Annotated in this window: 21 protein-coding genes; 12 read left to right on the top strand and 9 right to left on the bottom strand. The window is 69.3% G+C overall.

What is annotated here, in order from left to right:
• The first annotated feature begins 58 nt into the window (after nucleotides 1–58).
• Nucleotides 59–1,393: an omega-aminotransferase AptA gene (aptA, locus tag ACMGEZ_RS15085; protein WP_436823086.1), complete on the top strand. Its 1,335-nt coding sequence runs from the start codon at nucleotides 59–61 to the stop codon at nucleotides 1,391–1,393.
• 19 nt (nucleotides 1,394–1,412) lie between these two features.
• Here the strand turns inward: aptA and ACMGEZ_RS15080 are convergent, their stop codons facing one another.
• On the bottom strand, nucleotides 1,413–2,249 hold the full coding sequence (locus ACMGEZ_RS15080) for a ChaN family lipoprotein (protein ID WP_436823085.1): 837 nt from the start codon (nucleotides 2,247–2,249) through the stop codon (nucleotides 1,413–1,415).
• A 62-nt stretch (nucleotides 2,250–2,311) separates the two neighbouring features.
• Here ACMGEZ_RS15080 and ACMGEZ_RS15075 point away from each other — a divergent pair, with 62 nt between their 5' ends.
• Nucleotides 2,312–3,391 (top strand): AbrB family transcriptional regulator, encoded by a 1,080-nt coding sequence (locus tag ACMGEZ_RS15075; protein ID WP_436823084.1) that lies wholly within the window; start codon nucleotides 2,312–2,314, stop codon nucleotides 3,389–3,391.
• 3 nt (nucleotides 3,392–3,394) lie between these two features.
• On the opposite strand, the gene ACMGEZ_RS15070 is transcribed toward ACMGEZ_RS15075, so the two are convergent.
• Both ACMGEZ_RS15070 and ACMGEZ_RS15065 read right to left on the bottom strand, forming a co-directional pair.
• On the bottom strand, nucleotides 3,395–3,673 hold the full coding sequence (locus ACMGEZ_RS15070; protein ID WP_436823083.1) for a BTH_I0359 family protein: 279 nt from the start codon (nucleotides 3,671–3,673) through the stop codon (nucleotides 3,395–3,397).
• A gap of 117 nt (nucleotides 3,674–3,790) precedes the next feature.
• Nucleotides 3,791–4,978: a DUF3108 domain-containing protein gene (locus tag ACMGEZ_RS15065; protein ID WP_436823082.1), complete on the bottom strand. Its 1,188-nt coding sequence runs from the start codon at nucleotides 4,976–4,978 to the stop codon at nucleotides 3,791–3,793.
• An 81-nt stretch (nucleotides 4,979–5,059) separates the two neighbouring features.
• On the opposite strand from ACMGEZ_RS15065, the gene ACMGEZ_RS15060 reads away from it, so the two are divergent.
• The gene (locus tag ACMGEZ_RS15060) at nucleotides 5,060–6,064 is read left to right on the top strand and encodes a fumarylacetoacetate hydrolase family protein (protein WP_436823081.1); all 1,005 of its coding nucleotides are present in this window, start codon (nucleotides 5,060–5,062) and stop codon (nucleotides 6,062–6,064) included.
• A gap of 176 nt (nucleotides 6,065–6,240) precedes the next feature.
• Here the strand turns inward: ACMGEZ_RS15060 and ACMGEZ_RS15055 are convergent, their stop codons facing one another.
• A complete protein-coding gene (locus tag ACMGEZ_RS15055) occupies nucleotides 6,241–7,020 on the bottom strand; it encodes a LuxR C-terminal-related transcriptional regulator (RefSeq protein WP_436823080.1) in 780 nt (259 codons plus the stop codon).
• Nucleotides 7,021–7,094: 74 nt separating this feature from the next.
• Here ACMGEZ_RS15055 and ACMGEZ_RS15050 point away from each other — a divergent pair, with 74 nt between their 5' ends.
• Genes ACMGEZ_RS15050 through ACMGEZ_RS15040 form a run of 3 tightly spaced genes read left to right on the top strand, consistent with a single transcriptional unit; the run spans nucleotide 7,095 to nucleotide 10,068 of the window.
• Nucleotides 7,095–8,840, top strand: a complete 1,746-nt coding sequence (locus ACMGEZ_RS15050; protein WP_436823079.1) for an FAD-dependent monooxygenase — start codon at nucleotides 7,095–7,097, stop codon at nucleotides 8,838–8,840.
• On the top strand, nucleotides 8,837–9,064 hold the full coding sequence (locus ACMGEZ_RS15045; protein ID WP_436823078.1) for a hypothetical protein: 228 nt from the start codon (nucleotides 8,837–8,839) through the stop codon (nucleotides 9,062–9,064). Before ACMGEZ_RS15050 ends, ACMGEZ_RS15045 begins: the two co-directional genes overlap by 4 nt.
• Nucleotides 9,065–9,093: 29 nt before the next feature.
• Nucleotides 9,094–10,068 (top strand): Bug family tripartite tricarboxylate transporter substrate binding protein, encoded by a 975-nt coding sequence (locus ACMGEZ_RS15040; protein WP_436823077.1) that lies wholly within the window; start codon nucleotides 9,094–9,096, stop codon nucleotides 10,066–10,068.
• Nucleotides 10,069–10,071: 3 nt separating this feature from the next.
• Here ACMGEZ_RS15040 and ACMGEZ_RS15035 read toward each other — a convergent pair whose 3' ends face one another.
• Nucleotides 10,072–11,238 carry a toxin-antitoxin system YwqK family antitoxin gene (locus tag ACMGEZ_RS15035; RefSeq protein ID WP_436823076.1) on the bottom strand — a complete coding sequence of 389 codons (1,167 nt, stop codon included), beginning with the start codon at nucleotides 11,236–11,238 and terminating at the stop codon, nucleotides 10,072–10,074.
• A 6-nt stretch (nucleotides 11,239–11,244) separates the two neighbouring features.
• Nucleotides 11,245–11,658 carry a VOC family protein gene (locus ACMGEZ_RS15030; RefSeq protein WP_436823075.1) on the bottom strand — a complete coding sequence of 138 codons (414 nt, stop codon included), beginning with the start codon at nucleotides 11,656–11,658 and terminating at the stop codon, nucleotides 11,245–11,247.
• 108 nt (nucleotides 11,659–11,766) lie between these two features.
• Between ACMGEZ_RS15030 and ACMGEZ_RS15025 the strand changes: the two genes are divergently transcribed.
• From ACMGEZ_RS15025 to ACMGEZ_RS15005, 5 genes are all read left to right on the top strand, one after another.
• Nucleotides 11,767–12,120 carry a DUF2946 family protein gene (locus ACMGEZ_RS15025; RefSeq protein WP_436823074.1) on the top strand — a complete coding sequence of 118 codons (354 nt, stop codon included), beginning with the start codon at nucleotides 11,767–11,769 and terminating at the stop codon, nucleotides 12,118–12,120.
• 101 nt (nucleotides 12,121–12,221) lie between these two features.
• On the top strand, nucleotides 12,222–14,549 hold the full coding sequence (locus tag ACMGEZ_RS15020; RefSeq protein WP_436823073.1) for a TonB-dependent receptor: 2,328 nt from the start codon (nucleotides 12,222–12,224) through the stop codon (nucleotides 14,547–14,549).
• 24 nt (nucleotides 14,550–14,573) lie between these two features.
• A complete protein-coding gene (locus ACMGEZ_RS15015; RefSeq protein ID WP_436823072.1) occupies nucleotides 14,574–15,065 on the top strand; it encodes a copper chaperone PCu(A)C in 492 nt (163 codons plus the stop codon).
• Nucleotides 15,066–15,136: 71 nt separating this feature from the next.
• Nucleotides 15,137–15,877, top strand: a complete 741-nt coding sequence (locus tag ACMGEZ_RS15010) for a PhaM family polyhydroxyalkanoate granule multifunctional regulatory protein (protein WP_436823071.1) — start codon at nucleotides 15,137–15,139, stop codon at nucleotides 15,875–15,877.
• Nucleotides 15,878–15,907: 30 nt separating this feature from the next.
• Entirely contained in the window at nucleotides 15,908–17,176 is a 1,269-nt protein-coding gene (locus ACMGEZ_RS15005; RefSeq protein WP_436823070.1) for an FIST signal transduction protein, read from the top strand.
• A gap of 47 nt (nucleotides 17,177–17,223) precedes the next feature.
• Here ACMGEZ_RS15005 and ACMGEZ_RS15000 read toward each other — a convergent pair whose 3' ends face one another.
• Together ACMGEZ_RS15000 and ACMGEZ_RS14995 are read right to left on the bottom strand one after the other, a co-directional pair.
• Nucleotides 17,224–18,396 carry a M20 aminoacylase family protein gene (locus ACMGEZ_RS15000; RefSeq protein ID WP_436823069.1) on the bottom strand — a complete coding sequence of 391 codons (1,173 nt, stop codon included), beginning with the start codon at nucleotides 18,394–18,396 and terminating at the stop codon, nucleotides 17,224–17,226.
• A 10-nt stretch (nucleotides 18,397–18,406) separates the two neighbouring features.
• Nucleotides 18,407–19,390, bottom strand: coding sequence for a tripartite tricarboxylate transporter substrate binding protein (locus ACMGEZ_RS14995; protein ID WP_436823068.1), 984 nt, complete (start codon nucleotides 19,388–19,390; stop codon nucleotides 18,407–18,409).
• A 130-nt stretch (nucleotides 19,391–19,520) separates the two neighbouring features.
• On the opposite strand from ACMGEZ_RS14995, the gene ACMGEZ_RS14990 reads away from it, so the two are divergent.
• The gene (locus ACMGEZ_RS14990) at nucleotides 19,521–20,405 is read left to right on the top strand and encodes a LysR family transcriptional regulator (protein ID WP_436823067.1); all 885 of its coding nucleotides are present in this window, start codon (nucleotides 19,521–19,523) and stop codon (nucleotides 20,403–20,405) included.
• 68 nt (nucleotides 20,406–20,473) lie between these two features.
• Here ACMGEZ_RS14990 and ACMGEZ_RS14985 read toward each other — a convergent pair whose 3' ends face one another.
• Nucleotides 20,474–21,208 carry a helix-turn-helix domain-containing protein gene (locus ACMGEZ_RS14985; RefSeq protein WP_436823066.1) on the bottom strand — a complete coding sequence of 245 codons (735 nt, stop codon included), beginning with the start codon at nucleotides 21,206–21,208 and terminating at the stop codon, nucleotides 20,474–20,476.
• Between the last annotated feature and the right edge of the window lie 85 nt (nucleotides 21,209–21,293).

Genomic DNA, 21,293 nt, shown 5'->3' with positions numbered 1-21,293 from the left:
ATCGCCGCCGGTGCCAAAATGCCCTTCCCCCAGCGTCCACCCTGCAGGAGCGAACAAGATGGCCTACAACGACTTCAGCATGGACAACCAGTGGTTGCCCTTCACCCCCAACCGCCATTTCCGCAAGGATCCGCGCGTGTTCGTGGCCGCCGACGGCATGGAGTTCACCACGCACGACGGGCGCAAGGTGATCGACGGGATCTCCTCGCTCTGGTGCGTGGGCGCGGGCCACAACCGCAAGCCCATCAACGAGGCGATCAAGAAGCAACTGGACACGCTCGACTACGCAACGGCGTTCCAGGTCAGCAACGACAAGGCCTTCAAGGCGGCCGAGATGATCGCCGCGCTGGCGCCCGGCGACCTCAACAAGGTGCTGTTCTGCAACTCGGGCAGCGAGGCGGCGGACACCTCGCTGAAGGTGGCGCTGGCCTACCACCGCGCGCGCGGCGAAGGGCACCGCAACGTCTTCATCGGCCGCGAGAAGGGCTACCACGGCGTGGGCTTCGGCGGCATGTCGGTGGGCGGCATCCCGGGCAACCGCAAGGTGTTCGGCTCGGCCTTCCTGCCGCGGGTGGACCACATGCGCTTCATCCACGATCCGGTGAACCACGCCTACATCCACAACGAGGAGCCGGTCTGGGCCGACGATGCATTGGCCGACCTGGAACAGCGCATCCTGCCGCTGCACGACCCGAGCAACGTGGCCGCGATCATCGTGGAGCCGGTGGCGGGCTCGGCGGGCTGGTACGTGCCGCCGAAGGGCTATCTGCAGAAGCTGCGCGAGATCTGCGACAGGCACGGCATCCTGCTGATCTTCGACGAGGTCATCACCGGCTTCGGCCGCATGGGCACCAACTTCGCGTCGGACTTCTACGGCGTGGTGCCCGACATGCTGAACTTCGCCAAGTGCGTGACCAACGGGGTGATCCCGCTGGGCGGCGTGATCTGCCGCGACAAGCTTTACGACGCGATGATGAACACCTCGGCGCCCGAGCACGTGGTGGAGTTCTTCCACGGCTATACCTACTCGGGCCATCCGGTGGCCTGCGCCGCGGCAATCGCAACGCTCGAGCTGCTGCAGCAGGAAAAGCTCTTCGCGCGTGCCGGCGAGATGGGCAAGGTGCTCGGCGATGCCTTCCACGGCACCCTCAAGGGCCTGCCCAACGTGATCAGCATCCGCAGCCTCGGGCTGGCCGCTGCGGTGGAGTTCGCGCCGATCGCCGGCGCGCCGGGCAAGCGTGCCTACGACATCTTCCTGGACTGTTTCCACAAGGGCTCGCTGGTGCGCCCGGCCGGCGACGTGATCGTGATCGCGCCGCCTTTCGTGGTGGAGAAGTCGCACATCGACACGCTCGTCAACACGCTGGCGGATTCGATCCGGAAGAACGCCTGAACCTGAACCGGCGCGCCTTTCAGCTCCTGGGCCCCGCCTGCGCCCGGAGGGCTGCGCAATAGTCCTTCTCGGGCAAGGCGGGCGTCTGCCAAACGGCGTCGAAGGCGCCCGCCTCGCGCCGCGGGTCGGGCGTGCCGCCGGCCTGCAGCTGCACCGTCTTCACCGCGAGATCGCTGGGCAGGTGTTGCGGCACGCCGAGCGCCTTGGCCGCATGGCCGGCACCGCTCAGCAACAGCACCGTCTTGCCCGGCACACGTGCCTTGACGATGGTCTGCGCCATCGCGCGGTCGCGCGCGATCTGGACGCGCGTCATGGGTCCGATCTGCGACTCCGGCAGCAGGTTGCAGTGGCCGCTGCGCACGGCCTCCTGCTGGGCCTTGTGTGCCTCGGCCCCGAGCTGCGCGTCGAGCGACACGTCGGCCATGGCGTCCTTCATGCGCGAGCGCGGCAGGTTGGCGCCGAGCACCGGCACGCCGGCACGCACCGCGGCCATCACGGTGGGGCCATAGGCGCTCCAGGGCCAGGCCTTCTCGTTCCAGCCGAGAGCGGTCTGCACCTGGGCTTCGGTCGCGGTGCGATCGAGGTGGGCCGTGCTGCTGCCTTCCTCGGCCATCTCGATCGCCAGCGCGGCCAGGCGCCCGCGCGCCGCCAGCGCCTCCACCGTCTCGCGCTCGATCGCGTGGTGCTCGGGTGCGTCGTGCTGTTCGCCCAGCAGCAGCGCATCGGCCGGCAGCAGCGCCATGGCCCGGCGGGCGACGGGCGCATCGCCCGACCCCAGTGCAGAGCAGCCGGCGAGCAGCGCCGCGGCCAGCAGGGACGACAGCCAACCGGGCGTGAGCAGGGAGCGATGCGGCATCGGGCCATACTACGCGAGGGCGGCCGCGCCGCGTCGCCATCCATCGTCCCTTCCTCCTGTCCGTGCCTCCGCTTCGACTGACGCTGCGCATCCTCGCCACCCTGTTGCTCGCGCTCGCGGCCGCAGGCGCCTGCCTCGCACTGCACACCCCGCTGCCCTGGATGATCGGACCGCTGCTGGCGGTCTCGCTGGCCTCCATCGCCGGGGCGCCGACTGCCAGCTACACGCCGCTGCGCAATGCGGGGCAATGGGCGATCGGGCTGGCGCTGGGGCTCTACTTCACGCCGCAGATGGTGGGGCTGGTGGCCGGGCTCTGGTGGGCGATCGTGCTGGCGATCGCCTGGGCACTCGGCCTGGGCTGGCTGTTCGGCCGCTGGTTGCAGACCGTGCATGCCAAGCGCATGCCGCATGTGCCGGGGCGTTCCATGAGAGCCACGACTTACTTCTCAGGCGCGATCGGCGGCGCCTCCGAGATGACCCTGCTGGCCGAGCGGGCGGGTGCGCGCACCGACCTGGTGGCCGCGGCGCACAGCCTGCGGCTGGTGCTGGTCACGGTGGCGATTCCCTTTGCGATGCAATGGAGCGGGCTGCACGGGCTCGAGCTTCATGCGGCCGGGCCGCGCGAGGTGCGCTGGGGCGGGCTCGGCCTGCTGGTGATGGCGACCGGCGTGGGCGGGCTGGCGATGCGGCTCGCGGGGCGCACCAATCCGTGGTTCATCGGGCCGCTGCTGGTGTCCATGGGCTTCGCCGTGGCGGGGGAGTCGCTCTCGGCCGTGCCGGCCTGGCTGTCGAACGCGGCCCAACTGGTGATCGCGGTCAGCCTGGGCGTGCGCTTCAGCCGCGAGTTCCTGCACACGGCGCCGCACTGGCTGGCGACGGTGGCGCTGGGAACATTGGGGATGATCGTGCTGTGCGCCGGCTTCGCGTGGCTGCTGGCCTGGGGCACGGGGCTGCATCCGGCCACCTTGATTCTCGGGAGCTCGCCGGGCGGCATCGCCGAGATGGCGATCACCGCCAAGGTGCTTCAGTTGGGGGTCCCCGTCGTGACGGCGTTTCAGGTGTGCCGGCTGGTGGCCGTGCTGCTGATCGTCGGGCCGATGTACGGCCACTTGTACGGAGCGAAAAAAAGGCCCGGCGCGTAGCGCTCAATGGACCAGCACGGGCGTGTGGGCCAGCTCGGCGTAACCCTCGAGCGTGTCTTCGACCTCTTCCTGGGTCGGCGTGTTGAGCTGCCATGCGACGATTTGCTGCTGGAACAGCTCGGCCCACGAACCGTCGAGGTAGACCTCCTTGCCGGAGCGCTTGTCCACGATCTCGAAGCCGTGGCGTGCGAGTACGGGAACGTTCGGCGCCAACGGCGTGTCGCCTTCGGTCGGCTGCACGTGCACGACGACGAAGGACTCGGAGTCGTAAAGCATTTGCATGGCGGGTCCAGTCAGGATGTCTATAGCCTTCATGGTGGTTAGATAGCAATCAACGCGCCAGTTTCAATAAGCGCTGTTGTTTTGTAGGCACCAGCCGTTATTTTTTGTGCTCCCGCTTCAGGGCCGCGCGCCTTGGGCATCGCGCAACTGGAAATCCGCGAAATCTCCGTTGTCCTGGGTCTGCCGGATCCGCACCGGCAGATAGCCGAGCTCGGGCGCGAGCCAGAGCTCCACCTTGTCGTCGTACGGCTTGCGCGGGTTGCGCGTGAGCTTGCGGGCGTTGTATTGCCCGGCGGGGAGCGTCAGGTGCTCGTCGTCCTCGACCTTGAAGATCCAGAGGTCGGCATCGCGCGGGCCGACGGTCTGGATCGCGAAAGCCGCGCCGGGCGAATAGCGCGCCGGGTCGCCAGCCATGAGGGCACCGAGCTGCAGCATGACGCTGAGCCGGTCCTGCGCGCCGGGCAGGAGCGGCACGCTGGGCGCGTTGTTGCTGAACACCACCTGGCCCTGCTCGCGCATGAAATGCGCGGCCACCTCGCTGCGGCGCTTGTCGGAGAAGCGCGCGGGTTCTATGCCGCCGGCACCGATCACGCCGCTGCTGTGCTGGCTGCGGATGGTCTTGAAGAGAAAGCGAAGCGACAGCTGGGCATCGTAGTGTTGGCCGTCCTGCTGCCAGACCAGCGTGCCGAACACCCCTTGCATCGGCGCGCTGCCCATCTGGCCCGTGACCGCAAAGGCGAGTTGGACCGAGCCCGGCACATTCGTCGGGGGCGGGGCCTCGGCCTGGCCTTGGGCAGCGCCAGCGCCGGCACCGGCACCGTTGGATGCCGCGCCGGCAGGAGCGCCCGCAGCCGCGTCGCGCGCCGCCTCTGCGCCGGCCGGCTCCGACGGCACCGTGGCCTCGGCGGGGGCCGCCGGTTCGGGCGCCGGGCTGTCGGAAGACGGCGGACTTGGCGCCGCTGGCGCTACCGGCTGGGGCGCTGGCCGCGGCCGCGCGGGCTTGGGCGCGGGTGGCTTGGAGGCGGCCGGTGGCGCTGGCGCCGACGCCGCTGCCGGCTCCGGCTTCGGGTTCGGCTCCGGCTCCGGCGGCGGGGGGATCACGATGGTTCGTGCGACGAACTTGCCCGCCAGCGGAGAGGGATGCGGCCCTCCCGCCAGCGGCGCCAGGCCGAGCAGGCCCAGGTGCGCGAGCAGCACGGCGGCGGCCAGCAGCGCCAGCGCGCGCCAGGGCGGGCGCGGGACGCCGGGGAGGTCAGGAGCGGCGGGGCGCAGGTGCATCGAGAGTGGATCGGAGGCTGCTGCCAAGGTTCAGCTCGGTACACTGCCGCCCGTCCAATCAGTTTAGTAGCAGCGATGCCGCGCCGGCATCCGCACCCCGCCTCATCCATGAAACTCGCCACTCTCAAAGACGGCTCGCGCGACGGCCAGCTCGTCGTCGTTTCGCGCGACCTGGCCAGCGCCCACTACGCCACCGGCATCGCCAACCGGCTGCAGCAGGCGCTCGACGATTGGGGCTTCATCAGCCCGCAGCTGCAGGACCTGTCGGATGCCCTCAACGGCGGCCGGGCCCGCCACGCCTTCCCCTTCGATCCTGCGCAATGCATGGCGCCGCTGCCGCGTGCCTACCAGTGGGCCGACGGCTCGGCCTATCTCAACCACGTGGAGCTGGTGCGCAAGGCGCGCAACGCCGAAGTGCCGGAGAGCTTCTACACCGATCCGCTGATGTACCAGGGCGGCAGCGACGACTTCATCGGTCCGTGCGACCGGATCGTGGTCCCCAACGAGGCCTTCGGCATCGACTTCGAGGCCGAGGTGGCCGTCGTCACCGGCGACGTGAAGATGGGTGCCACCCCCGAACAGGCGCTCGACGGCATCCGCCTGCTGATGCTGGCCAACGACGTGAGCCTGCGCAACCTGATCCCGGCCGAGCTGGCCAAGGGCTTCGGCTTCTTCCAGAGCAAGCCCGCCACCGCTTTCAGCCCGGTGGCCGTGACGCCTGACGAGCTGGGCGAGGCCTGGCAGGGCGGCCGCGTGCACCTCACGCTGCAGAGCAGCTGGAACGGCCGCAAGGTCGGCATGTGCGACGCCGGCGAGGAGATGACCTTCCACTTCGGCCAGCTGATCGCGCACATCGCCAAGACGCGCAACGTGCGCGCCGGCAGCATCGTGGGCAGCGGCACCGTCAGCAACAAGGGCGTCGAGAAGAACGGACGGATGGAATGGCCCAAGGGCTACAGCTGCATTGCAGAGAAGCGCTGCATCGAGACCATCCAGGACGGGCAGCCCTCCACCGATTTCATGAAGTGCGGAGACACGATCCGCATCGAGATGAAGGGGCGGGACGGGCAGTCGGTGTTCGGGGCGATCGATCAGGAAGTGGCGGCGCCCTGATCGGGCGGCGTCGCTCGGGCACAGGGCGCGACATGAGGTCGGCACACGCCGATGGCGGCGCCACGTCCGCGCTTGCGTGTCGTTGTTTCTCGGTTTTGGCGACATGACCGCCGGCTCATGTCGTTTGCAGCGACATGAAGTTCCGATATGTCGCGCATTTTGGTTGCGAAGACACATCAAGCCGAAGCACCGCGCAGCAGGTCCTTCAAGCCCCGAATCCCCAACCTCCGAAACGCTCGGTACTGGTGGGTCCGTACCGTGCTCAGCTCCACGCCGATTTCACGCGCCGTCTCCTTGGCTGTCCTGCCGGCCAGCAAGTGGCCGACGACCTCGCGTTCGCGCAGGCTGAGCGCGAGCAGCCGGGTGCTCAGCGTGGGTTCGGCCGCCTCGCGAGCCGCCATCGCGCTGCGGCCGTGCGCGAGGGTGGCATCGGCCAGCAGCGTGGCGTGAAGCTCCAGCAGCGCGAAGTCCGCGTCGCCGAACTCGGGCTGCGCCAGGCTGCGATAGAAGCTCACCGCCGTGCGTTGCCCCGTCGGCAGCAGCAACAGCACCGACACGCGCTCCCGGATGCCCACGTCGCCATAGCAGGCTGCGCGGTAGGCAGGGTCCGCCACCTCCTCGGCGACCTGGTGCCCCATCCAGAGCTGCGGCCGCTTGGGAAGCTTGCGGCCCGCGAGCCACACCATGTTCGGATCGAGCCGGTCGAAGCGCTGGGCCACGTAGCGCTCGGCCGTGCGTTCGGCGGTGCTGCCGTAGCTGCTCGCGGCCGACACGGTCTCGATGCGGCCGGCGGCGCTCACGGCGAAGACGGTGCAGAAGGTCACCGGCAGCACCCGGTGCATGGCGCCCAGGTAGCTGGCCGCCAGGTGCGGCGTGCCGACGCCGGCGAGCACGCCACTGACCACGGGGGCCGCCAGCAGGCGTTCTTCCGCGCTGTCCAGAGGCCAGCGCCTCATTGAAGTCTCAGGGTTAACACTTCGTACGAAGTTAGGACATCGACGGGCGGAAGGCATCGGGACAATCCCTTCGCATGAACACCGCAGTCCTGTCCTCGCCGGCCGCGCGGCCCGGCGATGCCGCCACCGGCCCGCTGCCGCCCGCGGCCGGCGGCTTGCCGCCACCGGTCGGCGACTTCCGATACACCCGCTTCGCGCCGGTGCTGCCCCCGCTCCAGGACGGCATCGAGGCCGGTCGCCATCCGGTGGTGATCGCGGGCGGCGGCCCGGTCGGCATGGCACTCGCCCTGGGCCTGGCCAACCACGGCGTGCGCAGCGTGATCCTGGAGGCCGACGACACCGTCTGCGTCGGCAGCCGCGCCGCCTGCATCTCGCGCCGCAGCCTGGAGATCGTCGAGCGCCTGGGCGCTGCCCGGTCCTTCCTGGCCAAGGGCCTGCCCTGGAGCGGCGGGCGAAGCTTCTACAAGACCGAAGAGGTGTTCCGCTTCGAAATGCCGCACGACGAGCGGCAGAAGCTCCCGCCGATGATCAACCTCGAGCAGTACTACATCGAGCAGTACCTGCTGGACGAGATCGTGCGCCGCAACGCGGCCGAGCCGGGGCTGATCGACATCCGCTGGGGCACCGAGCTCACCGGCCTGGTGCAGGAGGCCGATGGCGTCTCGCTCCAGGCGCGCAATGCCCTGGGCAGCTATGCACTGAACGCCGCGTGGCTGGTCGGTTGCGACGGCGGCCAGAGCTTCGTGCGCAAGTCGCTGGGGCTCAACCTCGAGGGCACGGCCTATGAAGGCCGCTACGTGATCATCGACATCGAGCTGCACAGCACGCACCCGACCGAGCGCCGCGCCTGGTTCGACCCGCCGTGGAACCCCGGCTCGACGGTGCTGATGCACCGCCAGCCCGACGACATCTGGCGCATCGACTACCAGCTGCGCGCCGGCCAGAGCACGGAGGAGGCGTTGAGGCCTCATGCGGTGGCCGAGTTCGTGCAGCGCCACCTCGACGCCATCGGCGAAGGCCACCTGCCCTGGAAGACGGTCTGGACCTCGGTCTACCGGGCCGGCGCGATGACGCTGCGGAGCTATCGTCACGGCCGCGTGCTCTTCGCCGGCAACGCCGCGCATGCGATGCCCATCTTCGGCGTGCGCGGCCTCAACTCGGGCTTCGACGACGCCGACAACCTAGCCTGGAAGCTGGCGCTGGTGGCGCGCGGCGTGTCCGACGATGCACTGCTCGACAGCTATTCGCAGGAGCGCATCGCCGCCTTCCACATCAATGCCGAGAACGCGATGCGCAGCACCGAGTTCATGTCGCCGCCCTCGCGCGGCTTCGACCTGCTGCGCGAGGCGGCGCTGTCGCTCGCGGGCGCGCACCGCGGGATCGCCAACCTGATCAACCCGCGGCAGACGCAGGCGGTGCCTTACGAGAACTCCGCGCTGTCCAGCGAGAGCGAGGCGCTGCCGGCGGGGCCCCGGCCCGGCGAGACCATGCCCGAGCAGCCACTGGGGCCGGGGTTGCATCTCACCGATTGGCTGGGCCCGCGGTTTACCGTTCTCGTGCTCAACATCGAGCGCCTGGATCCGGCCTTCGAGGCCGAGCTCGCCGCCGCGCAGGCTGGTCCGTTGAAGGCCGTGCTGCGCACGCTGCCGCCTTCCGCGGCGCATGCGCCTGTGTTCGAAGCGCTGGGTGCGAAAGAGGGCGCGGTCTACCTGCTGCGCCCCGACGGCCACGTGGCCGCGCGCTGGCGCCGCGTGCCGCCGGGCGCGCTTGCGCAGGCGCTGGCTCGTGCCTCGGCGCTGGCCACGAAGGAGGCCGCATGACTGCCCTGAGCCTCGAAGCACGCGACCGGCTCTACGCCGAATGCGCCCGCGCCATCAGCGAAGCCGGTGCCGAGCGAGAATCACTTTTCCTTGCGCGACTCGTCCTGCTGCTGTTCGAGCAGCTCGGCGACGAGGCACGTTGCCGGGCCGCATTGGCGGAGGCGCTGCGCGACTTGCCGACACCCTCGCTGTCCGCTGCGCCGGACGATGCCGATACGGCTTGATTCATTCGAAAACCCAGGAGACTTCATCGATGGACCGCAGAACCCTGCTCACCACGCTCGCCGCCACCGCGGCCGCCAGCGCCGCACCCTGGGCGCGCGCGCAGAACTACCCCGAGCAGATCATCAAGTGGGTGGTGCCCTATCCGGCCGGCGGCGGCACCGACGTCATCGCGCGCACCCTGGCCGAGGCCATGCGCCAGACCCTGGGCCAGCAGATCGTGGTCGACAACCGGCCCGGTGCCTCGACCAACATCGGCGCCGACCTGGTCGCCAAGTCCAAGCCCGACGGCTACACCATCATGTCGGCCGACAACGCGGTGCTGGCCTTCAACGAGCACCTGTTCGGCAAGCTGCCCTTCAACCCCGAGAAGGACTTCAGCTACATCGGCGCCATCGGCAAGTTCCCGCTGGCGCTGGTGGTGCATCCGGATTTCCCGGCCAAGGACTTCAAGGCCTTCCTCACCTACGTCAAGGCCAATCCAGGCAAGGTCAACTACGCCTCGCCCGGCAACGGCTCGCCGCACCATCTGGCGATGGAGATGTTCAAGAACCGCACCGGCACCTTCATCACGCATATTCCCTACCGCGGCGCCGCGCCGGCGATGGCGGATGTGATGGGCGGCCAGGTGCCTTGCATGTTTCTCGACCTCGCCTCGGGCCTGCCGATCATGCAGGGCCAGAAGGTGCGGGTGCTGGCGATCGGCTCCGGCGCGCGCTCCAAGCTGCTGCCCGATGTGCCGACGCTGGCCGAGGTGGGCGTGCCCAACACCGAGGTGTTCGCCTTCCAGGGCATCCTGGGCCCGGCCGGCATGCCCGCGCCGGTGGTGAGCAGGCTCAACGCCGAACTCAACCGCGCCTTCAGCGTGCCGGCCGTGCAGAAGCGCTTCAACGACTTCGGCATGGAGGCCATGCCCGGCACGCCGCAGCAGTTCGCGGCGCTCTCGCGCGCCGAGTCGAAGCGCTGGGGGCCGATCATCAAGTCGGCCGGCATCAAGCTGGATTGAGGCCTACCTGGCGTAAGCCTTCCGGGAGCCGTCCTCGAAGACTTCGTCGTCCCGCTCCAGCTTGCCGTCGGCGTCCCAGCTGCGCTCGCGCGTGACGCGGCCCTTGTCGTCGTAGCTCGATTCGGCGCGCAGCGTTCCGTTGTCGCCGAAGCGCTGGTGCAGGCCGATGGGGATCTGGCGGAAGCGGCTCACGACGGCGAAGCGCCCCTGCGCGGCACGCTGGCCGTTGTCGTGGAACTCGGTGATCTCGACCGTGCGCGCCTCGTTGCCCTCGCCGTAGACCGCCTTGCTGCGCGGCTGGCCGTTGAGGTAATAGCTCTCGTCGGACAGCGGCTCGCCGGCCGCGCTCCAACGCTGGTCGCGCACCAGCATTCCCTTCTCGGAGAACTCCTGCTCGCGCCGTTTGATCGCGCCGCGTTCCAGCAGCAGGTAGACGATCTCCCGGCGCTTGATGCCCTCGGAGGACCAGCGCCGCTCGGTGCGCTGGTTGCCGCTGATCTCGTCCTGCATCGCCGGCTTGCCGTTGTCGTAGAGCTCCTCGCTGCGCAACCGCTTGCCGGCCAGGTAGGCGAGCCGCGTGCGCAGGATGCCCTTGGCGTCGAAAAGCTCGACCTGCGAGGGGGTGCTGCCCACGAAGCCGCACAGCCGCGCATCGTCGACCACCGGGGCGAGCAGCGGCTTGTCGCCGCAGCGCAGGGCCGACAGCTGGCCGCGTTCGGTGAACTCCGCATACGCGCGCTCGCCCGGCTCGGCGTAGAAGGTGGCGCGGCGCAGCTGGCCGCCGGGGTGGAAGCTGCGCGACAGGCCGGTCTCGTGGCCGTCGTCGTACACGGCCTCGCGCAGCACCCGGCCCGTGGCCGGCGAGAACTCGCGCGCGGGGCCTTCCAGGTTGCCGCGCGCGTTCAGGCTGTGTTCCTTCACCAGCTTGCCGCCCTCGTAGTAGCGCACCAGGCCCATGAAGACGCCGTTCTGGAGCTGCTGCTCGCGCATCAGCTCGCCGCTATCGCGGTCCTTGCAGCGCATCAGGCCGGTCTTGCCGGCGGTGGTGTGGCCGTTGGCGGGGTTCACGTGCTGGCCGTTGAGCTCGCAGTCCTGCACCGCCTGGGCCGCGAGGGGCGACAGGGCGAGCAGCGCGGCTGCAAGTCCGGCCGGGCGCGGGAACTGGGGCATGGTGGATCAGGTGGCGTAGACGGCATCCAGCGAGCGGAAGCCCTTGACCTCGATCGGGTTGCCGAAGGGGTCGCAGAAGAACATGGTCCGCTGCTCGCCGGGCTGGCCCTCGAAGCGCACCTGCGGCTTCAGCACGAACTCGGTGCCGGCAGCTTCCAGACGCTCGGCGAGCGCCTGCCAATCGGGCAGCTCCAGGATCAGGCCCAGGTGCGGCATCGGCACCATGACATCTCCGACATGGCCGGTGCGCGCCGTCGCGAAGGGCTCGCCCAGATGCAGCGATATCTGGTGACCGAAGAAGTCGAAATCGACCCAGGTGTCGGTGCTGCGGCCTTCGGTGCAGCCGAGGCGGCCGCCGTAGAAGCGACGGGCCTCGTCGAGATCCCGGACGTTGAAGGCAAGGTGAAATAGGCTGCGCATCCGAAGAGCATAGCGGCGCCGCGCCGTCTTGACACCCCTGGATACATTCCCGCTCGTGCTGCGGCCTGCGCGATCCGGTCGGCTGGCCTCGTCGATAATCGCCACCCCATGTCCTGCCTGCGTCACGCCCACCGCCTCGGCCGCCTCGTGCTGCTGTGGTTTGCGCTGTCGCTGGGCGCGGCGATCGCCTCGCCGATCGTGCACCCGCAGGCGATGGAACTGGTGTGTTCCAGCGTCGGCACCGTCAAGTTGATGGTCCAGGGCGAGGACGGCGCGCAGGAGCTGGGTGCCAGCCACCTGGATTGCCCGCTTTGCCTGCTGACCGGCGCACCGCCGCCGGCGCCGGTGGCGGCGCTGCCGCACCCACTCCCGCTGGCCCATGCGGTCCAGCCGATCCCGGCCGCGCGCATCGCCGCGGCCACTGCGGCCCCGCTGCCCGCGCGCGGGCCGCCCGCGCTCTGAGCTTGCTGTCGATCTCGTAGCGCGCAGCGCGTCGATCCGGCGCGTGCGCGCTGATCTCCTTGCAATGCACCGGCGCTCCACGGCGCCGAGGAGCGCTTTCCATGAACAAGAAAACCGTGCTGTCCCTCGCCCTGGGCGCAGCTTTCCCTTGGCTGGCGGGGCCGGGCTTCGCCCAGAGCCCCGCCAGGACTGCCGACGACCAGGCGCCCGAGCGCACCAGGTCGCTCGGCGTGGTGACCGTCACCGGCGGCCAGCCGACCTCGCTGCCCACGCAGATTCCCACCACCATCGAAGGCGTGACGCGCGAGGAGATCGAGACGCGCATCAACGCCACCGACAGCGAAGACGCGCTCAAGTACCTGCCCAGCCTGCTGGTGCGCAAGCGCTACATCGGCGACTACAACCACGCCATCCTGTCGACCCGGGCCTCCGGCACCGGCAACAGCGCGCGTTCGGCGGTCTATGCAGACGGCATCCTGCTGTCCAACTACCTGGGCAACGGCATCGCCAACGGCACCAACTACGCCCCGCGCTGGGGCCTGGTCACACCCGAGGAGATCGAGCGCGTCGACGTGATGTACGGGCCGTTCTCCGCCGCCTACCCCGGCAACTCGGCCGGGGCCGTGGTCGACTACGTGACGCGCATGCCGACCCGGCTCGAGGCGCATGTGAAGGCCGGCTACTTCTCGCAGCCCTTCGACTTCTACAACACGCACCAGACCTTCGACGGCTGGCAGACCAGCGCCTCGCTCGGCAGCAGGAGCGGCGACTGGTCCTGGTGGATCGATGTCAATCGCACCGACAGCCGCGGCCAGCCGCTGACCTTCACCACCGCAACGGTGGCCTCGGGCGTGCCGGGCCGCGCCGGCACGCCGGTGGCGGGCGCCGTGCCGGGGCTGAACACCACCAACACGCCCTGGTACATCCTGGGCACCGGCACGGCCTATCGCACGGTGCAGGACCACGCGAAGCTGAAGCTGGCCTACGACTTCTCGCCCACCCTTCGCGCCACCTACACGCTGGGCTGGTGGCAGAACAGCGCGGAAGGCCGGCCCGACAGCTACCTGGTCAATGCGGCCGGCCAGCCGGTCTTCAGCGGGCCGATCCGTATCGGCGGGCGAGGCTATGCGCTGGCGCCCACCGCTTTCCCCTTGACGAACGACGTCCAGACGCACTACATGCACGGGCTTTCGGTCAAGAGCAACACCCGCGGCGAATGGGACTGGGAAGTGGCGGCCAGCCTGTACGACTACGCAAAGGACCGACAGCGCGCGCCCACGGTCGCGCTGCCGCTGGCGGCCGTCGGCGGCGCCGGCACGCTGCAGGACCAGGACGGCACCGGCTGGAACACGCTGGCGGCCAAGGGTACCTGGCGGCCCCGGGGCGTGGGCGGCGCGCACATCGTCGACTTCGGCATCGGCCGCGACGCGTACAAGTTGGCCATCGCGAAGAACAACGTACTGGGCAGTTGGCTGGACGGGCCCGCCGTGCCCGGGTCCGTCGTCAGCAACGTCGGCGGCCGCACCCGGACGCAGAGCGCCTGGGTGCAGGACAGCTGGGGCTTCGCGCCACGATGGAAGGCCGTGCTCGGCCTGCGCTACGAGCATTGGCAGGCGAAGGACGGCTTCACCGCCTCGGGCGCCGGTTCGCAGGCCTATGCCGCGCGCAGCGAATCGGACCTGTCGCCGAAGGCCGCGCTCGCCTGGCAGCTGGCGAAGGACACGGTGCTGAAGGCCTCGCTCGGTCGCGCGGTGCGCTACCCGACCGTGGGCGAGCTCTACGGCGCGACCTCGGGCGGGGCGCTGTCCTTCATCAACGACCCGAACCTGAAGCCCGAGAAATCGTGGACCGGCGAGCTGTCCGCCGAGAAGGACCTGGGCAGCGGACTGGCGCGCGCCACGCTCTTCCACGAGACTACGAAGGACGCGCTCTACAGCCAGTTGATCCCGAACTCCACCGTCTCGCGCGTGCAGAACGTCGACAAGGTGCGCACCATCGGGCTGGAGATGGCCTACACCGGGCAGGACGTGTGGGTCCGGGGCCTGGACCTGGGCGCCAGCCTGACCTATGCCGATTCCACGATCGTCGCCAATGCCGCCTTCCCGGCCAGCGTCGGCAAGTGGCAGCCGCGCGTGCCGCGCTGGCGCTCCACGGTCTACGCCACCTACAAGCCCGACGCGCGCTGGGCCTTTACCGTGGCGGCGCGCTACAGCGGGCGCCAATACTCGAACCTGGACAACAGCGACGTGAACGCCAATGCCTACTTCGGCGCCAGCCGCTACTTCGTCGTCGACCTCCGCGTGCGCTACCAGATCGACAAGCGCTGGTCGGCGGCCTTCGGCATCGACAACGCCAACAACGAGCAGTACTGGAACTTTCATCCCTACCCGCAGCGCACCTACACCGCTGAGCTCCGCTTCGACCTTTGATTCACACTTCGCCAAGGACCCACCATGAACACTCGCTTTCTTCCCCTGCTTCCCCGCATCGCCGCCTCCGTTCTCGTGCTGGCAGTGGCCGGCAACGCCCTGGCCCAGGCGCCGGCGGTCGATGTGCGCGACGCCTGGATCCGCGCCTCGGTGCCCGGCCAGAGCGGTACCGGTGCCTTCATGAAACTCAACGCGCCCGCGGGCGCGCGCCTGGTCGGCGCTTCCACCCCCGTGGCGGGCGTGGCCGAGGTTCACGAGATGAAGATGGACGGCGACACCATGCGCATGCGCGCGCTGGCGCGCGGTCTCGAGTTGCCGGCGCGGCAGACGGTCGAGCTCAAGCCCGGCGGCTACCACCTGATGCTGATGGACCTGAAGCAGCCGCTGGCCAAGGACAGCACCGTGCCGCTGACACTGCGCTTCGAGGATGCGAAGGGGCAGAAGAGCACGCTGGAGCTCAAGGTCCCGGTGCTCTCCGGACCTGCCGCGCCGGCGGGCGGCGGCCACAAGCATTGAGCGCTTCCAAGTCCATGCGCATGGAGTAAGCTGGCCGGGCACAAGAAACCCCCTCCCAGGAGATCCTCCCCATGAGCGACGCCAAGCCCTTCGCCTTCAGTCAGTTCGTTCCGGGTTTCGACTTCCTTCAGAGCCTTGCCAAGGGTGCTTCGGGCGGTGCCAGCGCCGTGCCGGGGATGCCCAGCCTGTCGAGCTGGGTCGCGCCGACGCTGAGCGTGGAGGAGGTCGACAAGCGCATCCAGGAACTCAAGACGGTGCAGTACTGGCTCGAGCAGAACGGCCACGCGCTCAAGGCGACCATCCAGGCGCTCGAAGTGCAGAAGATGACGCTGTCGACCCTGCGCGGCATGAACCTGCGCATGGAGGACCTGGCCAATGCCTTCACCCGGTCGGCCGCACCGCCGCCGAGCCCGGAGGCGCCCGCACCCCAGGCGCACGCGCCCGAGCCGGAACCCGAGGCCGACGAGCCGGAGGAGCCCGAGGAACCGGCCGAAGCGCCGTCGCCCAGGCGCGGCGCCAAGGCAAAGGCCTCGAACGGACCCGCTGCGCCGGATGCTGCCGGCGGCGTGGTCGACCCGCTTCAGTGGTGGGGCGCGCTCACGCAGCAGTTCCAGCAGATCGCGAGCTCCGCCCTGCAGGATGCCTCGCAGCTGAAGATGCCCGCCGTGGCCCAGCCGATCGCCGATGCGGTGGGCGAGGCAATGAGCGGTACGGCCGCGCGCCCCGCAGCGCGCAAGACAGGCGCCTCCGCGAAGAAGGCACCGGTCGCGGCCAAGAAGACGACGGCGCGCAAGCGAACGCGCGCGCGCTGATTTGCAACCCTTGCCTGGAAGTCCGAGGCCATGAAGCTGTTCCCCACGGGCCACGCCACCCATCCCCAATGGCGCATGGCAGCCGGGCTCGTGCTCGCGCAACTACGGGCCCAGATGGCGCTGCCGGACTATGCGCGCGCGCCCACGCTGGGCCTGCTCTACATCACGGACCACTACGCCGCCGAGGCGCAGGAGATCCTCGACCACCTGGGCGCCGAGCTGCCTGAGATCACGGACTGGTCCGGCACGGTCGGCGTCGGCGTGTCGGCCAACAACGCCGAGTACTTCGACGAGCCGGCGCTGTCCGTCATGCTGTGCATGCTTCCGAGCGACCAGTACCGCGTGTTCTCGGGCGTGGCGCCGCTGGCCGGCTCGGAGATGAGCGGCTTCGCGGCCCACACGGCCCTGGTGCATGCCGATCCCGGCACGCCGGACCTGCCGGAGCTGGTGGCCGAAATGGCGGGGCGCACCGACACCGGCTACCTCTTCGGCGGCCTGTCCTCGGGCCGCAGCGGCGCGCTCCAGTTCGCGATCGGGGGCAACGGCAACATCCGCGGCCACGGGGCCGCGAGCGGCGTGTTCTCGGGCGGCCTGTCGGGCGTGGCCTTCGGCGAGGGGGTGCGCCTGGTGTCGCGCGTCACCCAGGGCTGCCAGCCGGTCTCGCGCGAACGGGAGATCACCGCAGCCGAAGGCAACCTGCTGCTCAGGCTCGACGGCCAGCCGGCGCTCGACCTGCTGCTGGCTGAACTCGGCGTGTCGCTGGATGCGCCACAGGAAGCGATCGAGGCGGTGCGGGCCACGCTGGTAGGACTGGTCGACGCCGGCAGCGACGGTATGCGGCGCACCGGCGACCTCGGCGCCGACGTGCTGGTGCGCCACATCATCGGCCTCGATCCCACGCGCCGCGGAATCGCAATCGCCGACGTGGCCGAGGCGGGCATGCGCATGAGCTTCGTGCGCCGCAATGCGCAGGCCGCGCGCGCCGACCTCATGCGCATCTGCGCCGAGGTCCGAGAGGAACTCGAGCCTCAGGAGCAGACGCTCGCCACCGCGCGTGCGGTGGCGGCCGGCGAGGCCGAGGCCGCGCCGCATCCGGCGCGCCGTATCGCGGGCGCCGTGTACGTGAGCTGCTCGGGGCGGGGCGGCCCGCATTTCGGCGCGCCCGGCGCCGAGCTGCAGATCGTGCGCCATGCGCTGGGTGACGTGCCGCTGGTCGGCTTCTTCGCCGCGGGCGAGATCGCGCGGCACCATCTGTATGGCTATACGGGTGTGCTGACGGTGTTTGCCGGGAACGATTAGCGCCGCGTGAAGCTCGCTCCATCGACTTACCGGATCAGGTCCAGGAGCTACCGCAGAAAGCGCTCGGCCAAGAGCACCCAGTAGGCCGCGCCGATCGCGACGTTGCCGTCGTTGAAGTCGTAGCCGGGGTTGTGCACCATGCAGGCGCCGTGGCTGTCGCCCTCGCCGTTGCCGATCAAGAGGTAGCTGCCGGGTACGTGCTCCAGCATGAAGGCGAAGTCCTCGCTGCCCGGCAGTGCCGGAGCCTGCAGCGTGACGCGTTCGGGGCCCAGCAGTTCCAGCGCGACCTCGCGAGCGAAGGCAGTCTCCTGCGGCGTGTTGACCAGCACGGCGTAGCCTGGGCGCCAGTCGATCCGCGCCTGGACGCCGAAGCTTTCGGCCTGCGCCGTGACCAGTGCCTTGATGCGTTCCTCCAACCGGCTTCGCACGTCGCGGTCGAGCGCGCGCACGCTGAGCTCCAGCGTGGCGCTCTGGGGGATCACGTTGTTGGCCTTGCCGGCATGAACGGCGCCCACCGTCACCACGGCCATCTGCAGCGGGTCGATGTTGCGTGAGACCACCGTCTGAAGTGCCATCACGATGCTGGCCGCCGCGACGATTGGATCTGCCGTGCGATGCGGCATTGCGCCGTGGCCACCGATGCCGGCGAGCGTGACCGTGGCGTAGTCGGAAGAGGCCATGGCCGGCCCTTCGCGCAGCGCCAGCCGGCCCTGCTCCAGGCCGGGCATGTTGTGCATCGCGAAGATGGCGTCGCAGGGGTACTTGTCGAACAGGCCTTGCTCCATCATCCGCAGCGCCCCGCCGCCGCCTTCTTCGGCCGGCTGGAAGATCAGGTTCAGCGTGCCGGAAAAGCGCCCGCGTTCGGCCAGGTGGTGCGCGGCGGCCAGCAGCATCGCGGTGTGGCCGTCGTGGCCGCAGGCGTGCATCACCCCCGCGTGGCTGCTGGCGTAGGCCAGGCCGGTGGCTTCGTCGATGGGCAGGGCGTCCATGTCGGCGCGCAGGCCCAGGCGGCGTTCGCCGTCGCCGCGCACCAGCCGGCCTACCACGCCGGTACCGCCGAGACCGCGCTCGACCTCGTACCCCCAGGCCTCGAGCCGCTCGGCGACCAGGGCCGAGGTGCGGTGCTCGTCGAAGCCGAGCTCGGGATGGCGGTGGATGTCGCGGCGGATGTCGATGAAGGCATCGGCCTGCGCGTGCAGGTCTTCGAGGAGCGTGCTCATGGCGTTCAGCTTACTGCGGCTGCAGGTGGATGGACTTGGCGATGTCCCGGTAGCGCGCGGTCTCTGCCTCGAAGAATTTAGCCGACTCGGCCAGCGACATCGGCGGCGCGGCGACCTGCGTCTGGGCCGCGAGCTGCGTGCGAACGCCCGGCTCCCTCAGGGTCGCGCCAATCGCCCTGTGCAGCTTTTGCACCACCTCCTCCGGCGTGTTCTTCGGCACCATGAAGCCGCTCCAGGTCTTGTAGGCGACGTTCTTCAGCTCCTTGCCTTCGCTTGCGGTGGGCACGTTCTGCAGCAGCTCGGAGCGTTGCGCGCCGAGCTGGCCGATCACCTTGAGGCGGCCCTGCTCCGCCAGCGCTCCCATTGCGGCGCTGTACACCAGCACGGCGAAGTCCACCTGCCCGCCGCCGAGGTCCTGCAGCAGCGGCGCGTTGCCCTTGTAGGGCGCGTGCATCAGCTTGATGCCCGTGTCCTGTTGCACCTTCTCCAGGATCAGGTGGTAGAGCGAGCCGACGCCGACGCTTCCGTACGAGAGCGGCTTGTCGGCCGACTTGCGAGCCAGCGCGATCAGCTCATCCACGCTGTTGGCCGGCAGATCCTTGCGGGCAACGAAGACCATCACGGCCTCGGCCACGGGATGCACCAGGCGGAAGTCCTCGGCCTTGAGCTTGACCGCCGCGTTGGCCAGCGGCGAGAGGATCACCTCGTTGGGGGAGCCCTGGAAGATGTAGTAGCCATCGGGCGGCGCCGCCAGCACCTTCTGTGCTGCCATCGCGCCGCTGACGCCGCCCAGATTCTCGACCAGCACCTGCTGGCCCAGCTCCTTGGCCAGAGGGATCGTGAAGATGCGTGCCATGGCGTCCGAAGGTCCGCCGGCCGGGTAGGGAACCATCAGGTTGACGGGCTTGGCAGGGTAGCTCTGGGCCAGGGCCGTCCCGGCGGCCAGCAGCAAGCCACAGGCGAGGAGGTGCGAACGCTGAAAGAACGATGTCATCGGAACTCCGTTTGGGCACCGGCGCGATTGCCGGAGGCGAACGAATCCTAGGAGCGGGGATTGATAACGTCCAATGCATTGTTGGCTACATTAGCATGAGTTCAATGCAGCCATTCCGCGGGCCTTCTTCATGACGCTGGTTCAACTCAGGCACCTCATTTCGCTGGCCCACACAGGCTCGTTCAGCAAGTCCGCGCAGGCCCTGCACCTGACGCAGCCGGCCCTGAGCCGCAGCATCCGGGCGTTGGAGGAGGAGCTGGGCATGCCGCTGTTCGACCGCGTGGGGCGCCGCAACGAGCTCACCGCCTTCGGCCGCGAGGTCCTGGAGCGCTCGCGCCATCTGGTCTTCGAGGCCGACGAGCTGCGCGACAGCGGCCGCCGGTTGCGCGAGGGGGAGGGCGGCACCGTGCGCATCGGCATGGGCTCGGGCCCGGGCGCGATGCTGATGACGCCCTACCTGATGCACATGGCCGAGCACCACCCGAGGATGCGCGTGGCGGTGGCGCGCGGCGGCACCGATCTGCTCGTGCAGTCGCTGCGTACGCGCAGCCTCGATGCGCTGGTGGTCGATGCGTTCTCGCTGAAGCCCGCGCCGGACCTGGAGCTCGGGCTGGTGCGCAAGATGCGCGGCACTTTCATGTGCCGTCGCGGCCATCCGCTCACGCGGCTGCGCACCGGCGTGTCCTTCGAGGCGGTGCAGCGCTATCCGATCGCCTCCACGCCGCTGAGCGACGAGGTGGCACGCACGCTGGTCGAAGCCTACGGCCCGGAAGCGCACCCCGCGCATTGCGTGACGCTGCAATGCGAAGAGGTGCCCAGCCTCGTGGAGGTGGTTCGCCGCAGCGATGCCGTCCTGCTGGCCATCCGCGCGGCCGCGCCCGATCTGGTCGAGCTGAAGATGATCCCGCCGCTCGATGGCGTGGCTCGCTTCGGCCTCGTGACCTTGCGCCGGCGCACCGAGGCTCCGGCGCTGGCCGTCCTGCGGACGCTCATGCAGGCGCTGATGCGGGACTGAAGCTCAGGTGCTGGTGAAGGCGAAGTCGTCGTTGCGAGTCGACCTGAGGGTTGATGGTGCAAGCGGGGTCATGAACGGCGCAGGCGAGTAAACAGCTCGAATTCCCAGTTGCGCATGCCCAGCAGCAGCGTGTAGCCCTCGCGTTCCTTGGGGGAGAGCTTCTGGTCGGTCTGGTGCTGCTGCGCAAAGTCCTGCGCAACGCGCTGCAGCCGATCGAGGAAGGCTGGTGCCAGCGACTTGCTGATCGATCCGTGCACCAGCAGCAGGCCCTCGGCGGGCCCGTCGAAACCGCCGCGGTAGTAGTCCAGCACCACGTTCTCGCGAAAGAAGTCCATCACCGGCCCGTGCGGGCGCCAACGGAAGGTCTTGGCCAGCTTGAGCCGGTAGCGGTTGAGCGGCCTGAGCTCGATGATGCCGATGCGGTCGAGCTGCGCCAGGTAGCCGATGCATTCGGCATCGGTGAGGCGGTAGGCGGCCACGATCTGCTCCAGCGTCCACTGGCTCAACACGCAGATGGCCATGAGCAGCAGCTTCTTGTCCCTGACGACGGCCTTCTCCTGCTCCAGCGTCAGCTCCTTGAGCAGCGGCTGCGCGTCGGCGACGCGACGCGCCAGCTCCGCGAAGTCGATCTTCAGCGCGCGGCAGATCGCGTCGACGCGGGTCAATGGCATGTCGCCCTTCGCCAGCATGCGCTTGACGCTCGATTCCGCCATGTCCAGCGACTTGGCGAGATCCGCATAGGTCATGCGGGCGGTCTTGAGCTCGTTCTTGAGAGCCTGGATGAGGTCGACGGTGGTGCTCATGGATCCGGGTATATCGATTCGATACCGAAGGGCGTGAAAAAGTACTCCGTATCAATTCTCGATGCTGCCGGAGGAGCTGGCAACC

It is taken from the genome of Variovorax stachyos (assembly GCF_051400855.1).
Taxonomy (GTDB): domain Bacteria; phylum Pseudomonadota; class Gammaproteobacteria; order Burkholderiales; family Burkholderiaceae_C; genus Variovorax.
The sequence above is the reverse complement of the archived record's forward strand: the minus strand, read 5'-3'. Positions and strand labels throughout refer to the sequence as shown.